The organism is Acinetobacter sp. ANC 4173 (assembly GCF_004331255.1).
Taxonomy (GTDB): domain Bacteria; phylum Pseudomonadota; class Gammaproteobacteria; order Pseudomonadales; family Moraxellaceae; genus Acinetobacter.
This window is the reverse complement of the sequence record NZ_SJOF01000004.1, coordinates 248,637-266,245: the sequence shown is the minus strand read 5'-3', so window position 1 is coordinate 266,245 and position 17,609 is coordinate 248,637. Positions and strand designations below refer to the sequence as shown.

Sequence of the window (17,609 nt, the reverse complement as noted above, 5' to 3'; positions counted from 1 at the left end):
AATTATTCTGTTGTACTTGAAGCCCACCTCGGTGGGCTTTATGATGTGCGACACTTAGAAAAACAATATGAAAAATAATGATGTATTACGTACTGATCGCTTGGATTCTGGGTATTGCAGGAATGGGGAAAGTTTGGGCGCTCACTGGTCAAACTTGTATTTTATTGGCGACTGTTTGGCTGATTGTTCAAGGTCTTCTTTTTAAGTTTCCACAACTCAATCTGCAATTGATTCGATTCATACAGCAAAGTTTGTTGTGCTTGTTTAGTTTTAATTTGGCTTATTTATATGCAAACAGTGCGTTAACACAGCGTCTGTCTTTACGTGAATTGACTGCAAAACCTGCCGAAGTGGTTGTGCATGTAAAATCATTGAATCAGCTTCAATCTAATCATATTCAACAACAGATTATTGTACTGAATGATCGAAAGCAACCTGTGAAATGGTTAGCTTATATCCATCCATCATCGGACACTTCGCTCGAATTGGGGCAATATTACCGATTGCATGGGAAAGTTTTACCCGCACATAGTTATGCGATTGCAGGTGCATTTGATCAAGAAAAATGGTTTTTACAGCAGAACATCATGTCTGCATTTCAGGTGCAAAGTGCAGAAAAGCTAACTGAGCGACAGCTTTATGCTATGGGGTTGATCTCCTATGTAAGACAGCAGCAGCAGATGGTTGCAAAAATATTATTGGCGATTGAGCAGCAAAGATTAACTCTGCGAAATACATTGCAAAAGCAATCATTACATCATTCAGGATTACTTTTGGCTTTGTTAACGGGCGACCAAAGTTTGTTGAGTCCCGAAGTTGAAGAGCTGTTTAAACGTATGGGACTGAGTCATTTATTGGCAATTTCTGGCCCCCATGTTTTGATCTTTGCCGCATTGTTATGTTGGGTGATTCATCGGTTAATTATTCGTTTTGCACCAAGTTGGTATTTGCGTTATCCCAAACCCTATTTATTGGTCATTCCATTTTGTATGGGGGTATTGCTGTATAGCGCTTTTGTTGGGTTTGAAATTCCTGCATTACGAACGCTGTTAACCAGTTGTATCCTTGCAGTCTTGATTTTATCGAAATTCAAATTACAAGCCTTGCAAGTACTGCTTCTTAGCGCTGCAATTCTCCTATTTTTAGATCCATTTAGTATTCTGTCCGCTGCCTTTTGGTTGTCTTATTGCGCCTGTTTGGTGTTATTAAGAATTTATCAAACCCTACAACAGCAGCCCAAGCAATTAACGCTAACGCGCTATGCACAGCTTAAATTATATATAGGTATATTATTTGAATCGCAATGGAAAATTTTTTTAGCGCTCTTGCCATTAATGTTGATCTTTTTCCAGCAGGTGGTCTGGATTGCACCTTTCAGCAATCTGCTGGCATTACCGTGGCTGAGTCTCCTTGTTGTTCCATTGAGCATTATTGCAACCTTGTGTTTGTGGGTTATTCCTCCTTTAGGAATTCTGTTATTTAAATTGAATGATCTAGGTGTGTCTTTTTTACTATCGGTCTTAAATACTGGCGATCAGATATTCGGTTCAACGGTACAAAATATTGCCATGAATGGGACAGTGATGTTTGGACTGGTTCTCGGGTTGATTATTTTATTTCTACCTCGGGGAGTCGTGCCTAAAAGTTGGAGTATTGTCTGTTTTTTACCTATTTTTATACTGGATGAATCACAACATCCCTTTGAATTACAAGTTCTAGACGTTGGGCAAGGGCAGGCTGTTTTTTTACAAAATCATGATCAGCATATGATGATTGATATGGGTGGTCATTATAATGAGCAAAAATTTAGTGTAGGACAGCAGTTAATTCGCCCTTTTTTGAATAGTAAAGGTATATCTGATTTAGATCAGCTTGTATTGACTCATTTAGATCAGGATCATAGCGGCGCCTATTTTTCTTTACGTTCTAGTTTGCCTATTCAAACGATTTACAGTAATGAGCAGGTTCAAGTAATGCCTGAATCTCAATTTCACTATTGTCATTCAGGGCAAATATGGCAATTAGACGGTGTTAAGATTCAGGTGTTATCACCACAACAACAGCAATTAATTGAAGTACCTAACAATCAAAATGAACTTTCTTGTGTGCTCTATATTCAAGTGCAAAATGCTCAACCCTATGCCAATTTTTTACTTATGGGCGATGCCGGGTGGGAAGCAGAGTATCAGATTCTAAAGGACTATCCAGATCTAAAAGTAGATGTTCTGGTTTTAGGTCATCATGGCAGTAAAAACAGTTCTGCTTATGGTTTTCTACAACAACTTCAACCTAAAGTTGCTATCGCATCAGCGGGATTTAATAACCGTTATGGGCATCCGAGTCAGCTGACCCAACAGCGATTAAAGGAGCTCAACATTCCACTCTATAGCACAGCCAATAAGGGCAGCATTCGATTTATTCAGACTCAGGATCAAACAGTGCAATTGCATTTTTATCGTGATCAGCAGCGTTGGCTTAGTCGCTAGTCTGCTGTTGTCTAATTTCGGTAACCAGCTGCATGGCTTGTTCATGAGGAAGATTATATAGATTGCGTAGTGCAGGATTTGCTTTAAAGCGCTTATAGCTCCAATGATAATGTTCTGGAAAACGTTGAATCAGGTTTTCAATTTCATGATGAATGATTCGTGTACCATCATTTGCCGTACCCTGATAAATTTCATCAGAGATTCGCTCTATATACATGTCAAAACCATGTGCATCATTACGAATTGTATAAAGTAACAATGCTTTAGCTTTAGTTTTTTGAATCAGTTTCGCACTTAAGTTGCTAGACTCTAAGGGTAGGCCAAACAATGGAACAAGTTCTCCACCGACATTGGGGGTGTGGTCAGGTAAGATAACAGTCGTACCCCCTTGTTTTAATGCTTTAAAAATTTGTCGCACACCAGTTTCATCGGTCGGAACCAGATGCGCTTTTTCTCGGCTACGTGCACTACGCACAAAATTATCCGCTGATGGGTTTTTGACAGGTTTGTATAAAATCGTCATTTGGGTGAATTGTGCAAGCCAAGCATTCATGACTTCCCATGTCCCAAAATGTGGAATAATTAATACAGCCCCTTTTTGTTCGGCAAGCGCATCATGTAAATATTGCTCTCCTGTAATTGAATGAATACGCGAAATATTTTTCTGACTTTCCGATCCCCAAATGCTAAAGAACTCGAAATAAGAGATGAGTTCATTGCGAATGGCTTGTTGAGTAATCTGCTCACGTTGGCTATCACTGAGTTCAGGTAAGGCAATTTCAAGATTTAGACGAATTGTTTGTGATGTTTTAGAAATTTTTAATAGGTTCACTAACCCCGCGAGTGAACGGGCAATCATTCGAGAAATTTGAATAGGTTGTCGACTTACAAATTGGAGTAAACGATCAGTCATTGTTTTTGAAGTTTTATCAGTCATTGCCTAAAAATTATGGGGATAAGAAATATAAAACAGTAATTATTATAGGCGAAAATACAGGGTTTAAATAGTTTATTGCGTTTGCATGTATATAATGGGAGTAATTTTATTCATTATTGGATCATCTTAAATGTCCGATTGGCCACCTAAACCACAAAACGAAAGTCAAACGACACAACAAAATTTAGAAAAGCATGCTGGAAAAGAATGGCAAATTCTTGAAAAAGCCGTATTGGCTTCAGTTGAAGAGCAACGCCGTGCACGTCGTTGGAGTATTTTCTTTAAGCTACTGACCTTTGCTTATATTCTCTTTGTCTTGGTAATTTTAGGGAAAAGCTGTAGCACCACCCCAACGGATGTAAGTTCGGCTACAGGTTCGCATATTGCGGTGGTTGATATTATTGGCACAATTGCAGCCGATAAACAAAGTGTGAATAGCCAAGATACGATCAAATCTTTGAAAAAAGCATTTGAAAATAATAGTAGTCAAGCAGTTGTATTGAATATTAATTCACCGGGTGGTTCTCCTGTTCAGTCAGACGAAATTTGGCAAGAAATTCAATATTTAAAACAACAGCATAAAGATAAAAAACTGTATGCCATTATTGGTGATACGGGTGCATCAGGTGCTTATTATATTGCTTCAGCCGCAGATGAAATTATTGTTAATCCATCGAGTTTGGTTGGCTCTATTGGAGTAATCATGCCGAATTATGGCGTGAATGGCCTCATGCAAAAATTAGGGGTAGAAGACCGCACCATGACTTCTGGTGAGAACAAAGCACTTTTATCAATGACGCAACCTGTTGATGCTACACAGAAAGCACATGTACAAGCGGTATTAGATAATGTACATGATCACTTTATTGAGGCGGTTAAAAAAGGTCGCGGCACTAAATTGAAATCGCAAGATCCTGCCATTTTCTCTGGACTATTCTGGACAGGTGAGCAAGCAGTAAAACTTGGGATTGCTGACCGTACAGGTAGTCTAAATAGCTTGAAACGTGAATTGAAAATCGATAAAACAGTGGACTATACCATTCAATATAATCCATTGGATTCTGTTCTGGGGCGTATGGGAAGTTCAATCGGACAAGGTTTTGCGACTTCACTTTCTCAACAGGTTCAAGCTGAGCAAACGACAAAACTACAATGAAGCCATTAATCCACTTTGCACACGCCAATGGCGTACCATCTAAAGTCTATGAGAAGCTGTTTAATCTACTTCGAGATGACTACGATATTGTGTATGTACCTTTGATTGGGACGGATCAACGTTATCCGATCACCAACCATTGGCCACGCTTGGTGGATCAACTGACTGACAGTATTGTGCGGCAAGCACATGGACGACGCGTGATCGGGCTGGGTCATTCACTGGGTTCAGTGTTAACGATGATGGCAGCTTATAAGCGTCCTGAATTATTTCAGCAAGTGATTATGCTCGATCCACCACTGATTATGGGTAAGGCATCTTTGCTGTTTCATACTGCGAAGCTATTCAAACCAAAGTGGGTTGATCAAATTACCCCTGCGGGATTAAGTAGTCGTCGACGTGATCATTGGCATTCTCGTGAACAGGCAGGTGAAATACTCAGACCGAAAAGCTTATATCAAAAATTTGATGCTGAGTGTTTTCAAGCTTACCTAGATCATGCTTTAACCGAAGATATGGAACGGGGAGGAGTTACCTTGACCATTCCAAAAGCAGCGGAAGTTGCGATATTTCGTAACACACCGTCTTGGTGGTGGTTGCCAATGTCTAAGCCGCAAGTACCGATGCATTTGGTGGTTGGAGATCAAAGTGAGTTCTTAAAACGAGGTTTTCCACAAATTGCTAAGAAAAAAGTGAGTATTCCATATAGCGTAGTGGAGGGTGGGCACATGTTTCCATTAGAGCATCCAGAAGCTACAGTAGAATTGATAAAAAGATTGATTCAACAATAATGCAGAATCCAAAAAAAAATGCATCCGAGGATGCATTTTTTATTTGAACGATTTTATTTATAGTTTGCAAAATTGAATCGGTCCATCTAACGGTTGATTTCGATAGAGAACAGTATTGGCATTGTCATATTGCAGTGCACCTATACAAATCCACTCGACTACTTGAGGATAGATTAAGTGCTCAAGTTTATGCACGCGTTGCGCCAGTTGCTCAACCTGATCTTGATGACCAACTTTCAATACGCCTTGTGCGAGTGAAGGACCTGCATCTAACTCAGCTGTCACATAGTGTACTGTACAGCCATGATAGACATCACCAGTATTTAATACGCGTTGGTGCGTATGCATACCTTTGTAATGCGGCAAGAGAGAGGGATGAATATTTAACATTTTCCCTTCCCATGCATGGACAAATTTAGCACTTAGGATGCGCATGAAACCTGCCAATACTACTAAATCAACATTCCAATCTAATAACTGTTGATGCATTACATCATCAAATGTTTCTCGAGTTGGATATTGCTTGTGCTCAATGACTGCAGTCTGAATGCCTGCTTGTTGAGCACGTTTTAGCGCGTACGCTTCAGGCTTGTTGCAAATAACTCCTACAATTTGCCCTGATAGACGGGCGTCTATCAGTGCTTGTAAGTTACTGCCACTTCCTGAAACAAGGACAGCAATTTTCATTATGCAAAGATTACGCGGACTTTCTCGTCAGCACCTTCAACAGATTCTGCATTGTCTACGATGTGACCCATAACCCATGCTTTTTCACCTTGTTCGGTTAAAAGAGCAATTGTTTTATCAGCATCGTTTGCATCAACAGCAATGACCATACCTACGCCACAGTTAAATGTACGGTACATCTCGAACTGTTCAACACCACCTTCTTTTTGAAGAAGTTTGAACAATTCTGGCCATTCCCAAGAAGATTCATTAATAATCGCTTGAGCACCATTTGGCAGTACGCGAGGTAAATTACCTGGTAAACCGCCACCAGTGATGTGGGCCATGGCATGTACATCAACTTGTTTGCAAAGTTCCAGAATCGGTTTTACATAAATACGAGTTGGTTCCATTGCTGTATCAGCAAGTGGGCGACCATCTACAATTTGAGTAAGATCTACGTTTTTCACGTCTAAAATTTTGCGAAGCAGAGAGTAACCATTTGAATGAGCACCGCTTGATGCAACACCAATTAAGATATCGTCAGCTTTTACTTTAGAGCCATCAATGATTTTGCTTTGTTCAACTACACCTACACAGAAACCTGCAAGATCATAATCTTCGCCTTCATACATACCTGGCATTTCAGCAGTTTCACCACCAACCAATGCACAGCCAGCAAGCTCACAGCCTTTACCAATACCTGTTACGACATCAGCAGCAACATCAACATTTAAGTGACCTGTTGCATAGTAGTCGAGGAAGAATAAAGGTTCTGCACCGCACACTAAAAGGTCGTTTACGCACATTGCAACTAAGTCTTGACCAATTGTGTCATGACGGTTTAAGTTCAAAGCTAAACGTAATTTTGTACCCACACCATCTGTGCCAGATACAAGAACAGGCTCTTCATAGCCTTTAGGAATTTTACATAGTGCGCCAAAGCCACCTAATCCGCCCATCACTTCAGGGCGAGTTGTACGCTTAGCTACAGATTTGATTCGATCGACAAGTGCGTCGCCCGCTTCAATATCGACACCTGCATCTTTATAGCTTAAACCAGTGTTTGGGGTAGAAGTTGAGTTGCTCATAGTGAAGTCTCCGCATTTGCGCGGGGATTATAACCTGAATAAACGAAACTCTTATGTTATTTATGCTCTAAAATGCTATCTTTACTTAAATATTTTACTTTTTATAACGATTAAATCGAAAAAGGCGGGTCTATATGGTCGATCGAACCTTACGGCGCATTTTTATTCTTGCGGGTATCGTACTCATTTTATGGGTATTGTATTTATTAAAGCCAGTTGTACTCCCATTTATTGTCGCCTTTTTAGTCGCTTATTTGTTTAATCCGTTGGTGGAAAAATTTCATCAGATTGGATTACCACGTTGGTTGTCTATTAGTCTTGTATTTATTGGAATTGGTGTTGTTTTTACTTTAGCAATTTCTTATTTGGTGCCTTTGATTTGGCAGCAGTTAATGTATGCCAAAAGTAGTATTCCGGCAGGAATTCATTGGCTGAATGATAACTTTTTACCTTGGTTGTCGCGTACTTTTAATTTAGTGCAAATGGAAATTGATAAACATCAATTGTCTACGGTAGTCATGGATTATATTCAGACCAACTATAGTGCGGACAGTCTACAAGCCATGGCACTGAAAATTGCCCAATCTGGACTGAGTTTTATTCAAGTCGGTGGGACTGTTGTTCTTATTCCAATTATTGCTTTTTACTTTTTGTTAGATTGGGAGCGTATGCTAGACAGTATGCGCCGCCTCATACCGCGTCCTTACGAAGAATCTACCTTAAAAATTGTGAGTGAATGTCACAGCGTACTGGGCGCATTTGTGAAGGGCCAGTTTTTGGTTATGTTATTGCTCGGCATAGTTTATGCGGTTGGTTTGCAATTAATTGGATTAGAAGTCGGACTGATTATTGGTATGGTGGCAGGTTTGGCCAGTATTATTCCTTATCTAGGCTTTGGTGTTGGAATTATCGCAGCTGTGATTGCAACATTTTTCCAGTTCGGTCTTGATTGGATGCAGCTGGCTTTGGTTGCTGTGGTGTTTATGATTGGTCAAGCCGTAGAAGGTTACATTCTACAACCCTTCTTGTTGGGGGATAAGATTGGTTTGTCCCCTGTCGCTGTGGTTTTTGCGGTATTGGCAGGTGCCCAATTGGCAGGATTTCTAGGAATGTTAATTGCATTGCCTGTCGCTGCGGTGATTGTCGTGCTGCTTAAACATGTACGAGAAATGTATGAGCAGAGTCAGTTGTATGGTACGCAAGCAGTTGTGACTTCCTTTGCTGAAACAAATTCTATTAGTATAGAAACTTCGCAAATGGACATTGATATTGAAATTAAAGACCAAACTTCGAAAGATCAGCATACTGCTGAGAAATCGAGTAACATTGAACCCAAAACATAAAGCGTATAAGGCTTAATCACGAATATGCGTCAACTGCAATTAGATATTGAACCCCAACTCGATGCCCGAATCAGTGATTTTTCTGGTCCAGGTTGGGGTCACGTCATTGATGCAATTCGTCAGCTACATGCTGGTTTAATGAATCGATTTTATGTGTATGGTGGTGCTGGAACAGGCAAAAGCCATTTACTTTCTGCCATTTGTGATTCTTATTTGGATGTGGGTAAATCAGCAATAAAGGTTTCTTTATTAGAACTGTTGGATGCACCTACAGAGGCGATTACCTCTTTAGAACGCTATGATTTAGTAGCACTTGATGATATTGAGGCGATCTGTGGTGTACCACACTGGCAAAAAGCAGTATTTCACCTGATCAATTATAATAACGAAGTTGGTGGACAACTGGTTTTTTCCTCTCGTTTTGCACCAATTGAATTGAAATTAGAATTGCCTGATTTGCAGTCCCGATTGACCCAAGCGGTGAGTGTGAAAGTTCCGAATGGCAGTTTATATGCAGATCGACAAATTTTAGTCAGTTCCGTGCTCGCCCGACGTGGCATTCATATTGATCAGCAAATTATTGATTATCTTCTGTTGCATGGTCCACAGCAGGCTTCGATACTTTTGCAAACTTTAGAACAATTAATTCAATTGCTTAAAGGCGAAAAAACTAAATTGAGCCATGCCACTTTAAGACAGATTTATGCTTTGATCGATGAATATCAATAACAGATAAAAGCGCTGAAGTAATGTGAAAAGCTGTGACAAAGTACTCATAAATTCGCATCGCATGGATTTGCGAGCATAGAAAAATAATAGAAATGTAAGTTAAAGAGAACAGAATGCTGCAAATCAGCATGAAGTCTCAGTGTGTCCAATTCCATTCAAATCTTATCTTAGCCCAGAAAACATACAGTGCGATTGTGCTGTGTTGCTTTAATGCCCAAAGAATTTGGCAGTTTAGTCAATTTTATTTGTATTGGCATCTTTTAGGCTGTACAGCAAAGGACTGCAACCAGATTGCATTGAAATTGTTTAGACGATGCAATCTAGAAAAACAAGAAAATTAAAAATTAAGGAGAGATGTATGCTCAAGCAGAGCATTGGTGTGGGAATGTTATGTCTAGCGGGGCATACTTATAGTGCAAATATTAGTGTCACCACCACTGAAGATGTTGTTAACGATGATAAAGAATGTTCATTGCGGGAGGCGGTGCACTACATCAATCAAGATATGCCTAAAGAAGGATATTTGGGCTGTGGTGGGGAAGATACAAGTCCTGTTATTTTATTAGAAAAGCAGAAAGTTTATAAACTCAATTCACACTTAAACATTCAACGTGAATTAACCATTAAAACCAATTATGACGTTGATTTTAATGAGACGCCTGTTTTAGGTAAAAATAATGCCGTGCTACAAATGCAGGCGAAAGACAATATTCTACGTATTGATGATGGTTCACAAGAGAAGCTACTGAGTGTCGTGCTGTATGAAATCAGTCTACAAGGGTGTGGTCAGGTTCAATGTGCTCAACAAGGTGGACTGATTTACAACAATGAATATTTACAATTAAGTTATGCCACATTATCTGGGGGATATGCTGCCCAAGGCGGGGCAATTTATAACGTTGGTAATTCAACAATAGAGAATACGACAGACAGTTTAGTTGTCATTCAGAATAGTTTGTTTGAGAAAAACTATGCGAATGAAGGTGCCGTTTTATTTACCCAGCGTCCCGCCTATAAAATTCTCAATAGTGTTATTCGAAATAATGAGACAGCAAGTACCACATCGGCAGGTATTTACTCATCGTTATTATTCAATACCAATCAGTTACCAACCTCGATATTAAATGTTGCCAATTTTATTAAGAACAGTACTTTTCTACAGAATAAAGGTTACTTGCTGAATTTACGTGATGGTATTGGCTTAAATAACCTGACCATGATTGGGAATGCCCAAGGTATCCAATTTGTCGCTCCTGAGGGTAAAGCTTTTCTGGCAAATAGTATTTTGGTGGGGAATCCGTATCCGATTACGAATCAGCAGGATTGTAAATTTGAGTCGGGTGATCAGAGTGTTTTACAGAATAATTTAGTTTCTGCGATGTGTGGACAAGGATTAGCCGAGTATCCGAATGATATTTTGACCCAAACGGCTTTGGTTGCAGGCAGTACAATTGAAGGAAAATGTAGCAGTGCAAATTTAGATCGACAAAGTTTAGTCTGTCCATTTAATCAGGGAACGAGTGATTTTCTAGGTTACTTTAAGCCACGTTTATTGGTGTCTTATCAAAACTTGAGTGATTCTTTAATCGTTAATAAGGGTAAACAATCTACAGGTTCTGACACTGCACGGGTCGAATGTGAATCAAGTGATCAGCGTGGGCAGGTACGTGATTCAAATAATGTCCTGTGTGACCGTGGTGCTATTGAGTTGGTATTTCCAACAACAATCGCGTTAATCGGGGATGATATCAATTACGGTGAAGTTGCGAAAATGTCGGTTGCTGATTTATTGGGTGATGGAGAGCTTTTACCGAAAGATCAATGTGAAGCCTTATTGGGTGCGAATCCAGCGGGTGGTGCTTGGCAAGATGGATGCTTACAGGTCGTTCCAACAATTACTCAGCCTAAAGGGACTTTAACCATAGATGAGGAAGGAAACATTCAGTATAAGCCGAATGGAAACTGGCATGGTGCTGATATTTTCAAGATTCGCTTAGTCACGACAACTACACGATTCAACGATTCTCAAAACCCTTATTTAGAGATCAAAGTGCAAGTCACTCAGGCACCAGCTGAACAAATGGAAAGCAGTAAAGTGAAAACTTCCGGTGGCAGTGCAGGGGTATTCAGCTTATTTGGCTTATTGGTACTGATTGGATTACGTCGTTACAAGAAATAGGCAAGGGAATTGACCGTGAAAAATTATAAAAAAGGTTTACTGACATTAATGGTACTTTCTGCGATGTCATTGATGGCAGCAGAAGATACATTTATTCATGTCACTACGTTTGATGATGAAGATGGTGACAACTTAAATCAATGTTCTTTACGCGAAGCCATTAAAACGGCAGCCGATAATAAAGCGTTTGGTGGATGTAATGCAGGTGATACGCGTCTAGGGCAAAAAGATCGGATTCAGTTAAATGAGGGAACGTATACACTGAAGCGTGAATTGGTCCCGCTATCGGTGATAGAGATTTATGGTGCTGAGCCGCTTGATTATTCCAAAAAGCATGTATTAACCAATACGTATCCTGCTACGACAGCGATTAAAACAACCATCAGTGGCGAAAATCAAACGCGCATATTGAATAGTTCTTTATCGAAATATGGGGTTTCATTTAAAAACTTAACGTTGGCAAATGCAGTAAGTACCGGATTAGGCGGGGCTATTTATGCGGGTGCGGATATTAATTTGTCCAATGTTGCCATTATCAACTCACGTGCGGCACAAGGTGGTGCAATTTACCTTGATGGCAACATCGCGTTGACTATTGATCATGGTTTAATACAAGCTAACCAAGCAGGACAGGGCAGCGTTCTGGCGATGACCTGCCAAAACAACTTATTGTTCACGAAGCCGACCATTTCCATTCAAAACAGTAGTCTTGTAGCCAATGGCGCGGCAAATAATCAGAGTATGTTGGATCTTTGTGGTGAAGCATCGACTTTACTGCAAACCAATACCATTGCTAAAAATCAGGCGAATAGCAGTACAGGGGCAATTATTAAAAATGTCTCATCTAATGCTGCACAAGCAAATTTAAGTGAAAATAGCACGCTGATACTACTCAGTAATACGATTGTTGAGAATAATGCAGCCAGTACGTTGCTTTATGACCAATTGGGCAGTAAAAATATTTCGTTTAATGTGTTGGCTTATAATTCGGGGCAGTCATGTCGTTATGCATTGAATAACGGGAATGTGACCGATGCCAAACTCAATATGGTGGCAATGAATAACGCCCTTCAATTGGCTGCTGTGACAGGGCAATGCAATCTGCCGAAAATAGCTTATGAAAGTAATGTTTCAGGAACCAATACCAATATTGATGTCAGTAATATTTCGATGGCAACATTACTGACTGCGCATACAGGACCAAATGCCAATACAGAATATCTACCGCTGTACTATCCAAGAGATAATCAGACCGCGAATGATCTGGTGAATCTGAATGCGATTGGGTGCAGTGATGTTGACCAACGCGGATTTAGTCGTATTACGGATGCAACGCTGATTCTTAATCCGAGTATGAAAAATACCTGTGATATTGGCTCGGTTGAACTGATGCGCTTAACTGCGGCAGATATTATTAATTTAAAGAATTTGTCCTATTCACAAATGATCGATGACTATCAGCGGGCGATTGATTTATATCAAGCACGTATAGATGATAAATCGACGGATGCGAAATATTTGACGCAATATCAAGCTGAGTTGACTGCTTTTAAAGACTTGAAGAGCAATACTGAAAAATATGCTCAGTATCGTGCGATTTATATTGACCCGTTTGCACTCGCATTACCTGATGAACAATGGGTGAATAATGAATCACAGGTTCAGGCATTGAATGCAGAGAACTATACGATTAATACCCAAGTTTTAGGTGTGGGGCATTATTCTGGTGAAGGCAGTAACTTCCAATTTATTGGTGATCAAGATCCGAAGTTAAAATGTGAATGGGTACCAGAACTTAAACGAATCATGTTTTATCGCCTAGATGATAGTATTTCTACCATTGGGGAGAATGCTTTATGTACTTACAGCATCACCTCGAAAACAGATGTCACTAAAACAACATCAGGCTTATTAAGCGCGAATTTTACCAATATTTCCCCAATTGCAAAAGAGGATATTTATCGCTTGCAATATGGATCTAACCAGAAAATTTCGTTGCATCCACTTGAAAATGATTTCGATGATGATGGTCCCAAAGGTAGTATTTCTGGACTGAACAAAGCCGACTTTTATCATAATGAAGCAGGTCAGGAGTTGGCAATTCGCTTGGATAGTTTACCCAGCGCTATGATGGTCGACCCGTCAGTTCCGAATGGGCCTTGTCCTGGAAGTGCAATGCGAGATACTTGTTATTCGAGCGATTTGGTGGTGCAGATAAAAAATAATTACAGCCCATTCGACCAGATTATGGAATATAGCGTATTTGATGCCGAAGGTTTGGCTTCAAATCGAGCAAAAATTTATTTAAATAACACGGCTAAGAATACTGTAACGTCAGGTGGTGGTGGTTCAATTGGGTGGTGGAGTTTATTGGGTTTGTTGGGCTTAGGTTTGTATCGCAGTCATAGCCAAACAAAACAGCATTAAGCAAAGCGGAAACATTAACTTCATTGAGTAACGATGAGGTTAATGTTTAAAGGCGAAATAGAAATATAAAAAGTCAATCTTATTTATTATAGATTGGCTTTTTATATGGCAATTGTTATCGGTATAAGCTGTTGTTATTGCTGTTCAGTGCTGTGATGTAGGTATTTGTTCATATACTCTTCACGTATGCTAATCCGTTCTTCTGGTGTTGCTTTTTGCATACGTGCACGCAAATCATTACGTTCTTGACTGCTCATTTGCTGCCAAGTTTCACGCATTTTCTGTTTCTCTTGTTCAGGTAATTGCGTGAACCAGTCCATACGCTGTTGTAAGCTGCTACTTTGTTCGTCTGGAATTTCTTTAAGCGATTGATAGCGTTTGATTAATGCACGCTGTTCTTGCTCGGAAAGTGTTTCCCATGTTTCGGCTACTTGTGTATTGGCATCTTTAGAAAAAATCCAAAAACGTTCAAAACCTGCAAAACTTGTTTGCAAGAAGCCGAGTGCACAAAAAGCAAAAGCTAACTGTCTAGCTGCCATGTGGAACTTTGTCCTCACCTAAAACCATTAACATTTCCAAATCCTCAACCATTTGCGGAGAGAGTTTTGGTGTTACAACAACTTGATTTTGTGGTTTTGCAGACATATCGACAGCATTGGGTAAAACCACAATTCCTGCAATTGCTGCGGCTAAAGCAAACCCAGTCATTTTGAAATAGGCAAAGCGCGATGATTTTTGCTGCTGAATATGATCCAGTACATGATTCATCACGACAGGTTTTGCCTTATGTTGCTGAGCAAGACCATCAAGTTTGGAAGTGACTTGTTTTAAGAAATCATCTTGTTTCATTCAGATGACCCTCCCGAATATGGATTCAAATGCGATAATGCAGATCGCAAACCTTGAATCGCGCGATGATAATGTGTTTTTACACTACCTTCACTACAATTCATAATTTGAGCAGTCGTTTGCGTGTCAAATCCTTCCCAAGCCCGCAGCATAAACGCTTGCTGTTGACGAACTGGCAGTTGGCGAATCGCAGCTTGAATTTCTTCAATAGTGACTGCCTGATCCAGAAACTCAAGTGGGCTAGGAGTTGTTTCATCAATAACATCCTGAATTTCAAGATCATCTTCATCTAGACTCACCTTTTTAAACAATGAAAAAGGCTGAGCGCGACGAGCTTCTTTACGACGCCAATCTTGCAGTTTGTTATTTAAAATGGTGTAAAACAGGGGATACCATTCTTCAGTCGACTTCTCTGAATAGGATTTATGCAAAGAAATAAAGGCTTCTTGGACCAGATCCATTGCGATGCCTTGTTGTCCTTGCGTTGCATTTTCCATCATTACGAGTGCGCGTCCAGTTACGTCTTGCATAAAATTCTTCAGACGTTGTTCAGCCGTACTTTTTAAAGCACTTAAATTTTCGGACTGAGACTGTTTCGGCGCTAAATCCATAGAGATGGAAAACCCTGTCATTGGATTATCACCATTATTTCCAATACATATCCTTAATAACGTTGGAAATAATGGTTTGGTTGACAATATCCGTTATTATTTTTTCAAGTGTAATCTATTTTTGAAATTGGACGAGACAATTTAAAATAAAAGTGTATTAGATGCGTTGGCGTACCATTTCAAAAAAGCAAATGGAACCCGCAATAGCGACATTGAGTGATTCTTGACCACCTGGCTGTGGAATGCTCAGTGCTTGAGCATGTGCTAAAGCAAAGTCAGAAACCCCTTGGCCTTCATTACCTAAGATCCAGACACAAGCTTGTGTTAAATCTTTTTGATATAAACTTTCAGCTTGGTGCGAACTGGTCACATAAACTGGAATTTCAAAGCGGTCGAGTACATCTTCGATGGCTACGTTTTCATAGGTGTTGAGTGAAAAGTGTGCACCCATGCCTGCACGTAATACACGTGGTGACCAGAGTGCTGCAGAACCTTTGGTACAAATAACTTGTTTGATACCAGCCGCAGCAGCAGAGCGGAGTAGTGTGCCTACATTGCCTGGATCTTGAATGTTTTCCAAAATCAAGGTATCCAAGCTAAAGTCTACACTTTGGCTTGAACTTGGTAAGTCTACAACTGCCAAGAATGGCAAAGTGGTCCCCAATGTGCTTAAGTCACGATATAGGCTTTCAGCAATGACAAAAACAGCGCCTTCATATTCATCTAAAATATCGCAAATATCCGGGTGTTCAAGTGCATTTTCAGTGGTGAAAATAGAATTGAGTTTCTTCTTTTTTTCAACCCAGGCTAAGCCTAAGTGTGTCCCTTCAAGCACGGTTTGACCTTGCTTTTTACGGTAGCTACTTTGCTCTATTAAACCACGGAGATGCTTAATCTTTGGGTTGTCTTTTGATTCAAGGAAAATAATGGACATGGAGGAGACTCATGCGCATAACACGTCAGATGGCTATGCGCATTTAAAAAAAATTAGTTGTGGTAGCCAGTCACTAAATTGACTTCGTTTTTAGAACCAATAATCACAGGGACACGTTGGTGTAGGTCAGTCGGTTGAATCTCAAGAATACGAACGCGACCCGTTGTAGAAGCACCGCCAGCTTGTTCAATCAGCATACTCATCGGGTTTGCTTCATACATTAAACGCAGGCGACCTGCTTTTTTCGGATCTTTAAGGTCGTATGGATACATGAAAATACCGCTACGGCAAAGAATACGGTGAATGTCACCCACCATACATGCAACCCAACGCATGTTGAAGTCTTTCTCACGTGGACCTGTTTTACCTGCGAGGAGTTCTTCAATATAACGTTTTACTGGGTTTTCCCAGTGACGTTGGTTTGATGAGTTAATAGCATATTCTTTGGTATCTGCTGCCACTTGAATGTTTTCAGAGGTGAGTAAAAATTGTTGAGTTTCTGGGTCAAAGGTAAAGAATACTGTACCCGCACCGACTGTTAATGCCAACATGGTTGATGGGCCATAAAGCACATAACCCGCAGCAACTTGTTGAGTGCCTGCTTGCATGAAATCTGCTGACTGAGTCACCGCATTTTTCGCTGAAAGAATTGAGAAAATTGTACCTACGCACATGTTAATGTCGATGTTGCTTGAACCATCGAGTGGATCAAATAACACTAAATATTCACCATTTTCTTGGGCAGGAGTAAAGTCATCTAATTCTTCCGATGCTAAACCACCCACATGTGGATGAATTTTTAATGCGTCAATTAAATAGTCATTTGAAATCACATCCAGTTTTTTCTGCTCTTCACCTTGTACATTTTCATTTTCAGCACTGCCCAATACCCCAGCAAGCGCGCCTTTTTGTAAAGCTTGGTCAATGGTTTTACACGTATTTGCAATAGTATCAATGACTTTTGCAAGTTCAGGTGTAAGATTCCCAGTTTGTTGTTCTAAGAATTGGGAAAGGGTGAGGTATGCCATGGCAGGAAAACTCCGAGTGAAAACCAATCAAATTGAGCAAAAAAAATTTAGACCGCTATTTTAGATGAGAATGTCACAAAAGAAAAATTAAACTCGATTATTTGGCTTGATTTTGCCCTTGCAACTTTTAAGGATAATGCTATGTTGATGGGAAGGATGAAGAAGAATTGAGGAGCAGCAGAATGACTACACAAAAGTTTGATGCCATGCCAACGCAAAATGAAGGCATTAGTTTAGATGATATTAGTCCTGAAAAGGTGAAAGAAGCTTGGAAAGAATATGAAGCCAAGCCTGAATATAAGAATTTCAATAAGCATGACCTCATTGAATCCATGCAGCATGAGCATGAAGAAGATGAGCACAAACCTGCTTAACACATAAA

16 protein-coding genes are annotated in these 17,609 nt (G+C 40.0%); 8 read left to right on the top strand and 8 right to left on the bottom strand.

Annotated elements, in window-relative coordinates:
• The first annotated feature begins 77 nt into the window (after positions 1–77).
• Positions 78–2,486, top strand: coding sequence for a DNA internalization-related competence protein ComEC/Rec2 (locus tag E0H94_RS07560; RefSeq protein ID WP_131325831.1), 2,409 nt, complete (start codon positions 78–80; stop codon positions 2,484–2,486).
• Here E0H94_RS07560 and E0H94_RS07555 read toward each other — a convergent pair.
• Positions 2,476–3,423 (bottom strand): lysophospholipid acyltransferase family protein, encoded by a 948-nt coding sequence (locus tag E0H94_RS07555; RefSeq protein WP_131325830.1) that lies wholly within the window; start codon positions 3,421–3,423, stop codon positions 2,476–2,478. The genes E0H94_RS07560 and E0H94_RS07555 overlap by 11 nt on opposite strands.
• Positions 3,424–3,553: 130 nt before the next feature.
• On the opposite strand from E0H94_RS07555, the gene sppA reads away from it, so the two are divergent.
• Positions 3,554–4,579, top strand: a complete 1,026-nt coding sequence (gene sppA, locus E0H94_RS07550) for a signal peptide peptidase SppA (RefSeq protein WP_131325829.1) — start codon at positions 3,554–3,556, stop codon at positions 4,577–4,579.
• Positions 4,576–5,370 carry an alpha/beta fold hydrolase gene (locus E0H94_RS07545; RefSeq protein ID WP_131325828.1) on the top strand — a complete coding sequence of 265 codons (795 nt, stop codon included), beginning with the start codon at positions 4,576–4,578 and terminating at the stop codon, positions 5,368–5,370. Before sppA ends, E0H94_RS07545 begins: the two co-directional genes overlap by 4 nt.
• Before the next feature lie 57 nt (positions 5,371–5,427).
• On the opposite strand, the gene purN is transcribed toward E0H94_RS07545, so the two are convergent.
• Entirely contained in the window at positions 5,428–6,060 is a 633-nt protein-coding gene (purN, locus tag E0H94_RS07540) for a phosphoribosylglycinamide formyltransferase (protein ID WP_131325827.1), read from the bottom strand.
• Positions 6,057–7,127, bottom strand: coding sequence for a phosphoribosylformylglycinamidine cyclo-ligase (gene purM / locus E0H94_RS07535; protein WP_131325826.1), 1,071 nt, complete (start codon positions 7,125–7,127; stop codon positions 6,057–6,059). Before purM ends, purN begins: the two co-directional genes overlap by 4 nt.
• A gap of 134 nt (positions 7,128–7,261) precedes the next feature.
• On the opposite strand from purM, the gene cxpE reads away from it, so the two are divergent.
• The 4 genes from cxpE to E0H94_RS07515 all read left to right on the top strand — a co-directional run bounded on the left by cxpE (position 7,262) and on the right by E0H94_RS07515 (position 13,805).
• Positions 7,262–8,470 (top strand): chloramphenicol efflux transporter CxpE, encoded by a 1,209-nt coding sequence (cxpE, locus tag E0H94_RS07530; protein ID WP_131325825.1) that lies wholly within the window; start codon positions 7,262–7,264, stop codon positions 8,468–8,470.
• Positions 8,471–8,494: 24 nt separating this feature from the next.
• On the top strand, positions 8,495–9,199 hold the full coding sequence (hda, locus tag E0H94_RS07525; RefSeq protein WP_131325824.1) for a DnaA regulatory inactivator Hda: 705 nt from the start codon (positions 8,495–8,497) through the stop codon (positions 9,197–9,199).
• 358 nt (positions 9,200–9,557) lie between these two features.
• A complete protein-coding gene (gene rbtA / locus E0H94_RS07520; protein WP_131325823.1) occupies positions 9,558–11,378 on the top strand; it encodes a rhombotarget A in 1,821 nt (606 codons plus the stop codon).
• A 15-nt stretch (positions 11,379–11,393) separates the two neighbouring features.
• Complete coding sequence (locus E0H94_RS07515) at positions 11,394–13,805, top strand: CSLREA domain-containing protein (protein ID WP_131325822.1); 2,412 nt, start codon at positions 11,394–11,396, stop codon at positions 13,803–13,805.
• A gap of 134 nt (positions 13,806–13,939) precedes the next feature.
• Here E0H94_RS07515 and E0H94_RS07510 read toward each other — a convergent pair whose 3' ends face one another.
• The 5 genes from E0H94_RS07510 to E0H94_RS07490 form a co-directional block, all read right to left on the bottom strand.
• Positions 13,940–14,344, bottom strand: coding sequence for a DUF3106 domain-containing protein (locus E0H94_RS07510; protein WP_131325821.1), 405 nt, complete (start codon positions 14,342–14,344; stop codon positions 13,940–13,942).
• Complete coding sequence (locus E0H94_RS07505) at positions 14,334–14,654, bottom strand: hypothetical protein (protein WP_131263828.1); 321 nt, start codon at positions 14,652–14,654, stop codon at positions 14,334–14,336. The genes E0H94_RS07510 and E0H94_RS07505 overlap by 11 nt, the downstream gene beginning before the upstream one ends.
• Complete coding sequence (locus E0H94_RS07500) at positions 14,651–15,265, bottom strand: RNA polymerase sigma factor (protein WP_131325855.1); 615 nt, start codon at positions 15,263–15,265, stop codon at positions 14,651–14,653. The genes E0H94_RS07505 and E0H94_RS07500 overlap by 4 nt, the downstream gene beginning before the upstream one ends.
• Before the next feature lie 157 nt (positions 15,266–15,422).
• Positions 15,423–16,199: a TrmH family RNA methyltransferase gene (locus E0H94_RS07495; protein WP_116759334.1), complete on the bottom strand. Its 777-nt coding sequence runs from the start codon at positions 16,197–16,199 to the stop codon at positions 15,423–15,425.
• 53 nt (positions 16,200–16,252) lie between these two features.
• The gene (locus E0H94_RS07490; RefSeq protein ID WP_131325820.1) at positions 16,253–17,227 is read right to left on the bottom strand and encodes a class 1 fructose-bisphosphatase; all 975 of its coding nucleotides are present in this window, start codon (positions 17,225–17,227) and stop codon (positions 16,253–16,255) included.
• A gap of 182 nt (positions 17,228–17,409) precedes the next feature.
• Here E0H94_RS07490 and E0H94_RS07485 point away from each other — a divergent pair, with 182 nt between their 5' ends.
• The gene (locus tag E0H94_RS07485) at positions 17,410–17,601 is read left to right on the top strand and encodes an NF038105 family protein (protein ID WP_131325819.1); all 192 of its coding nucleotides are present in this window, start codon (positions 17,410–17,412) and stop codon (positions 17,599–17,601) included.
• Positions 17,602–17,609: the final 8 nt, after the last annotated feature.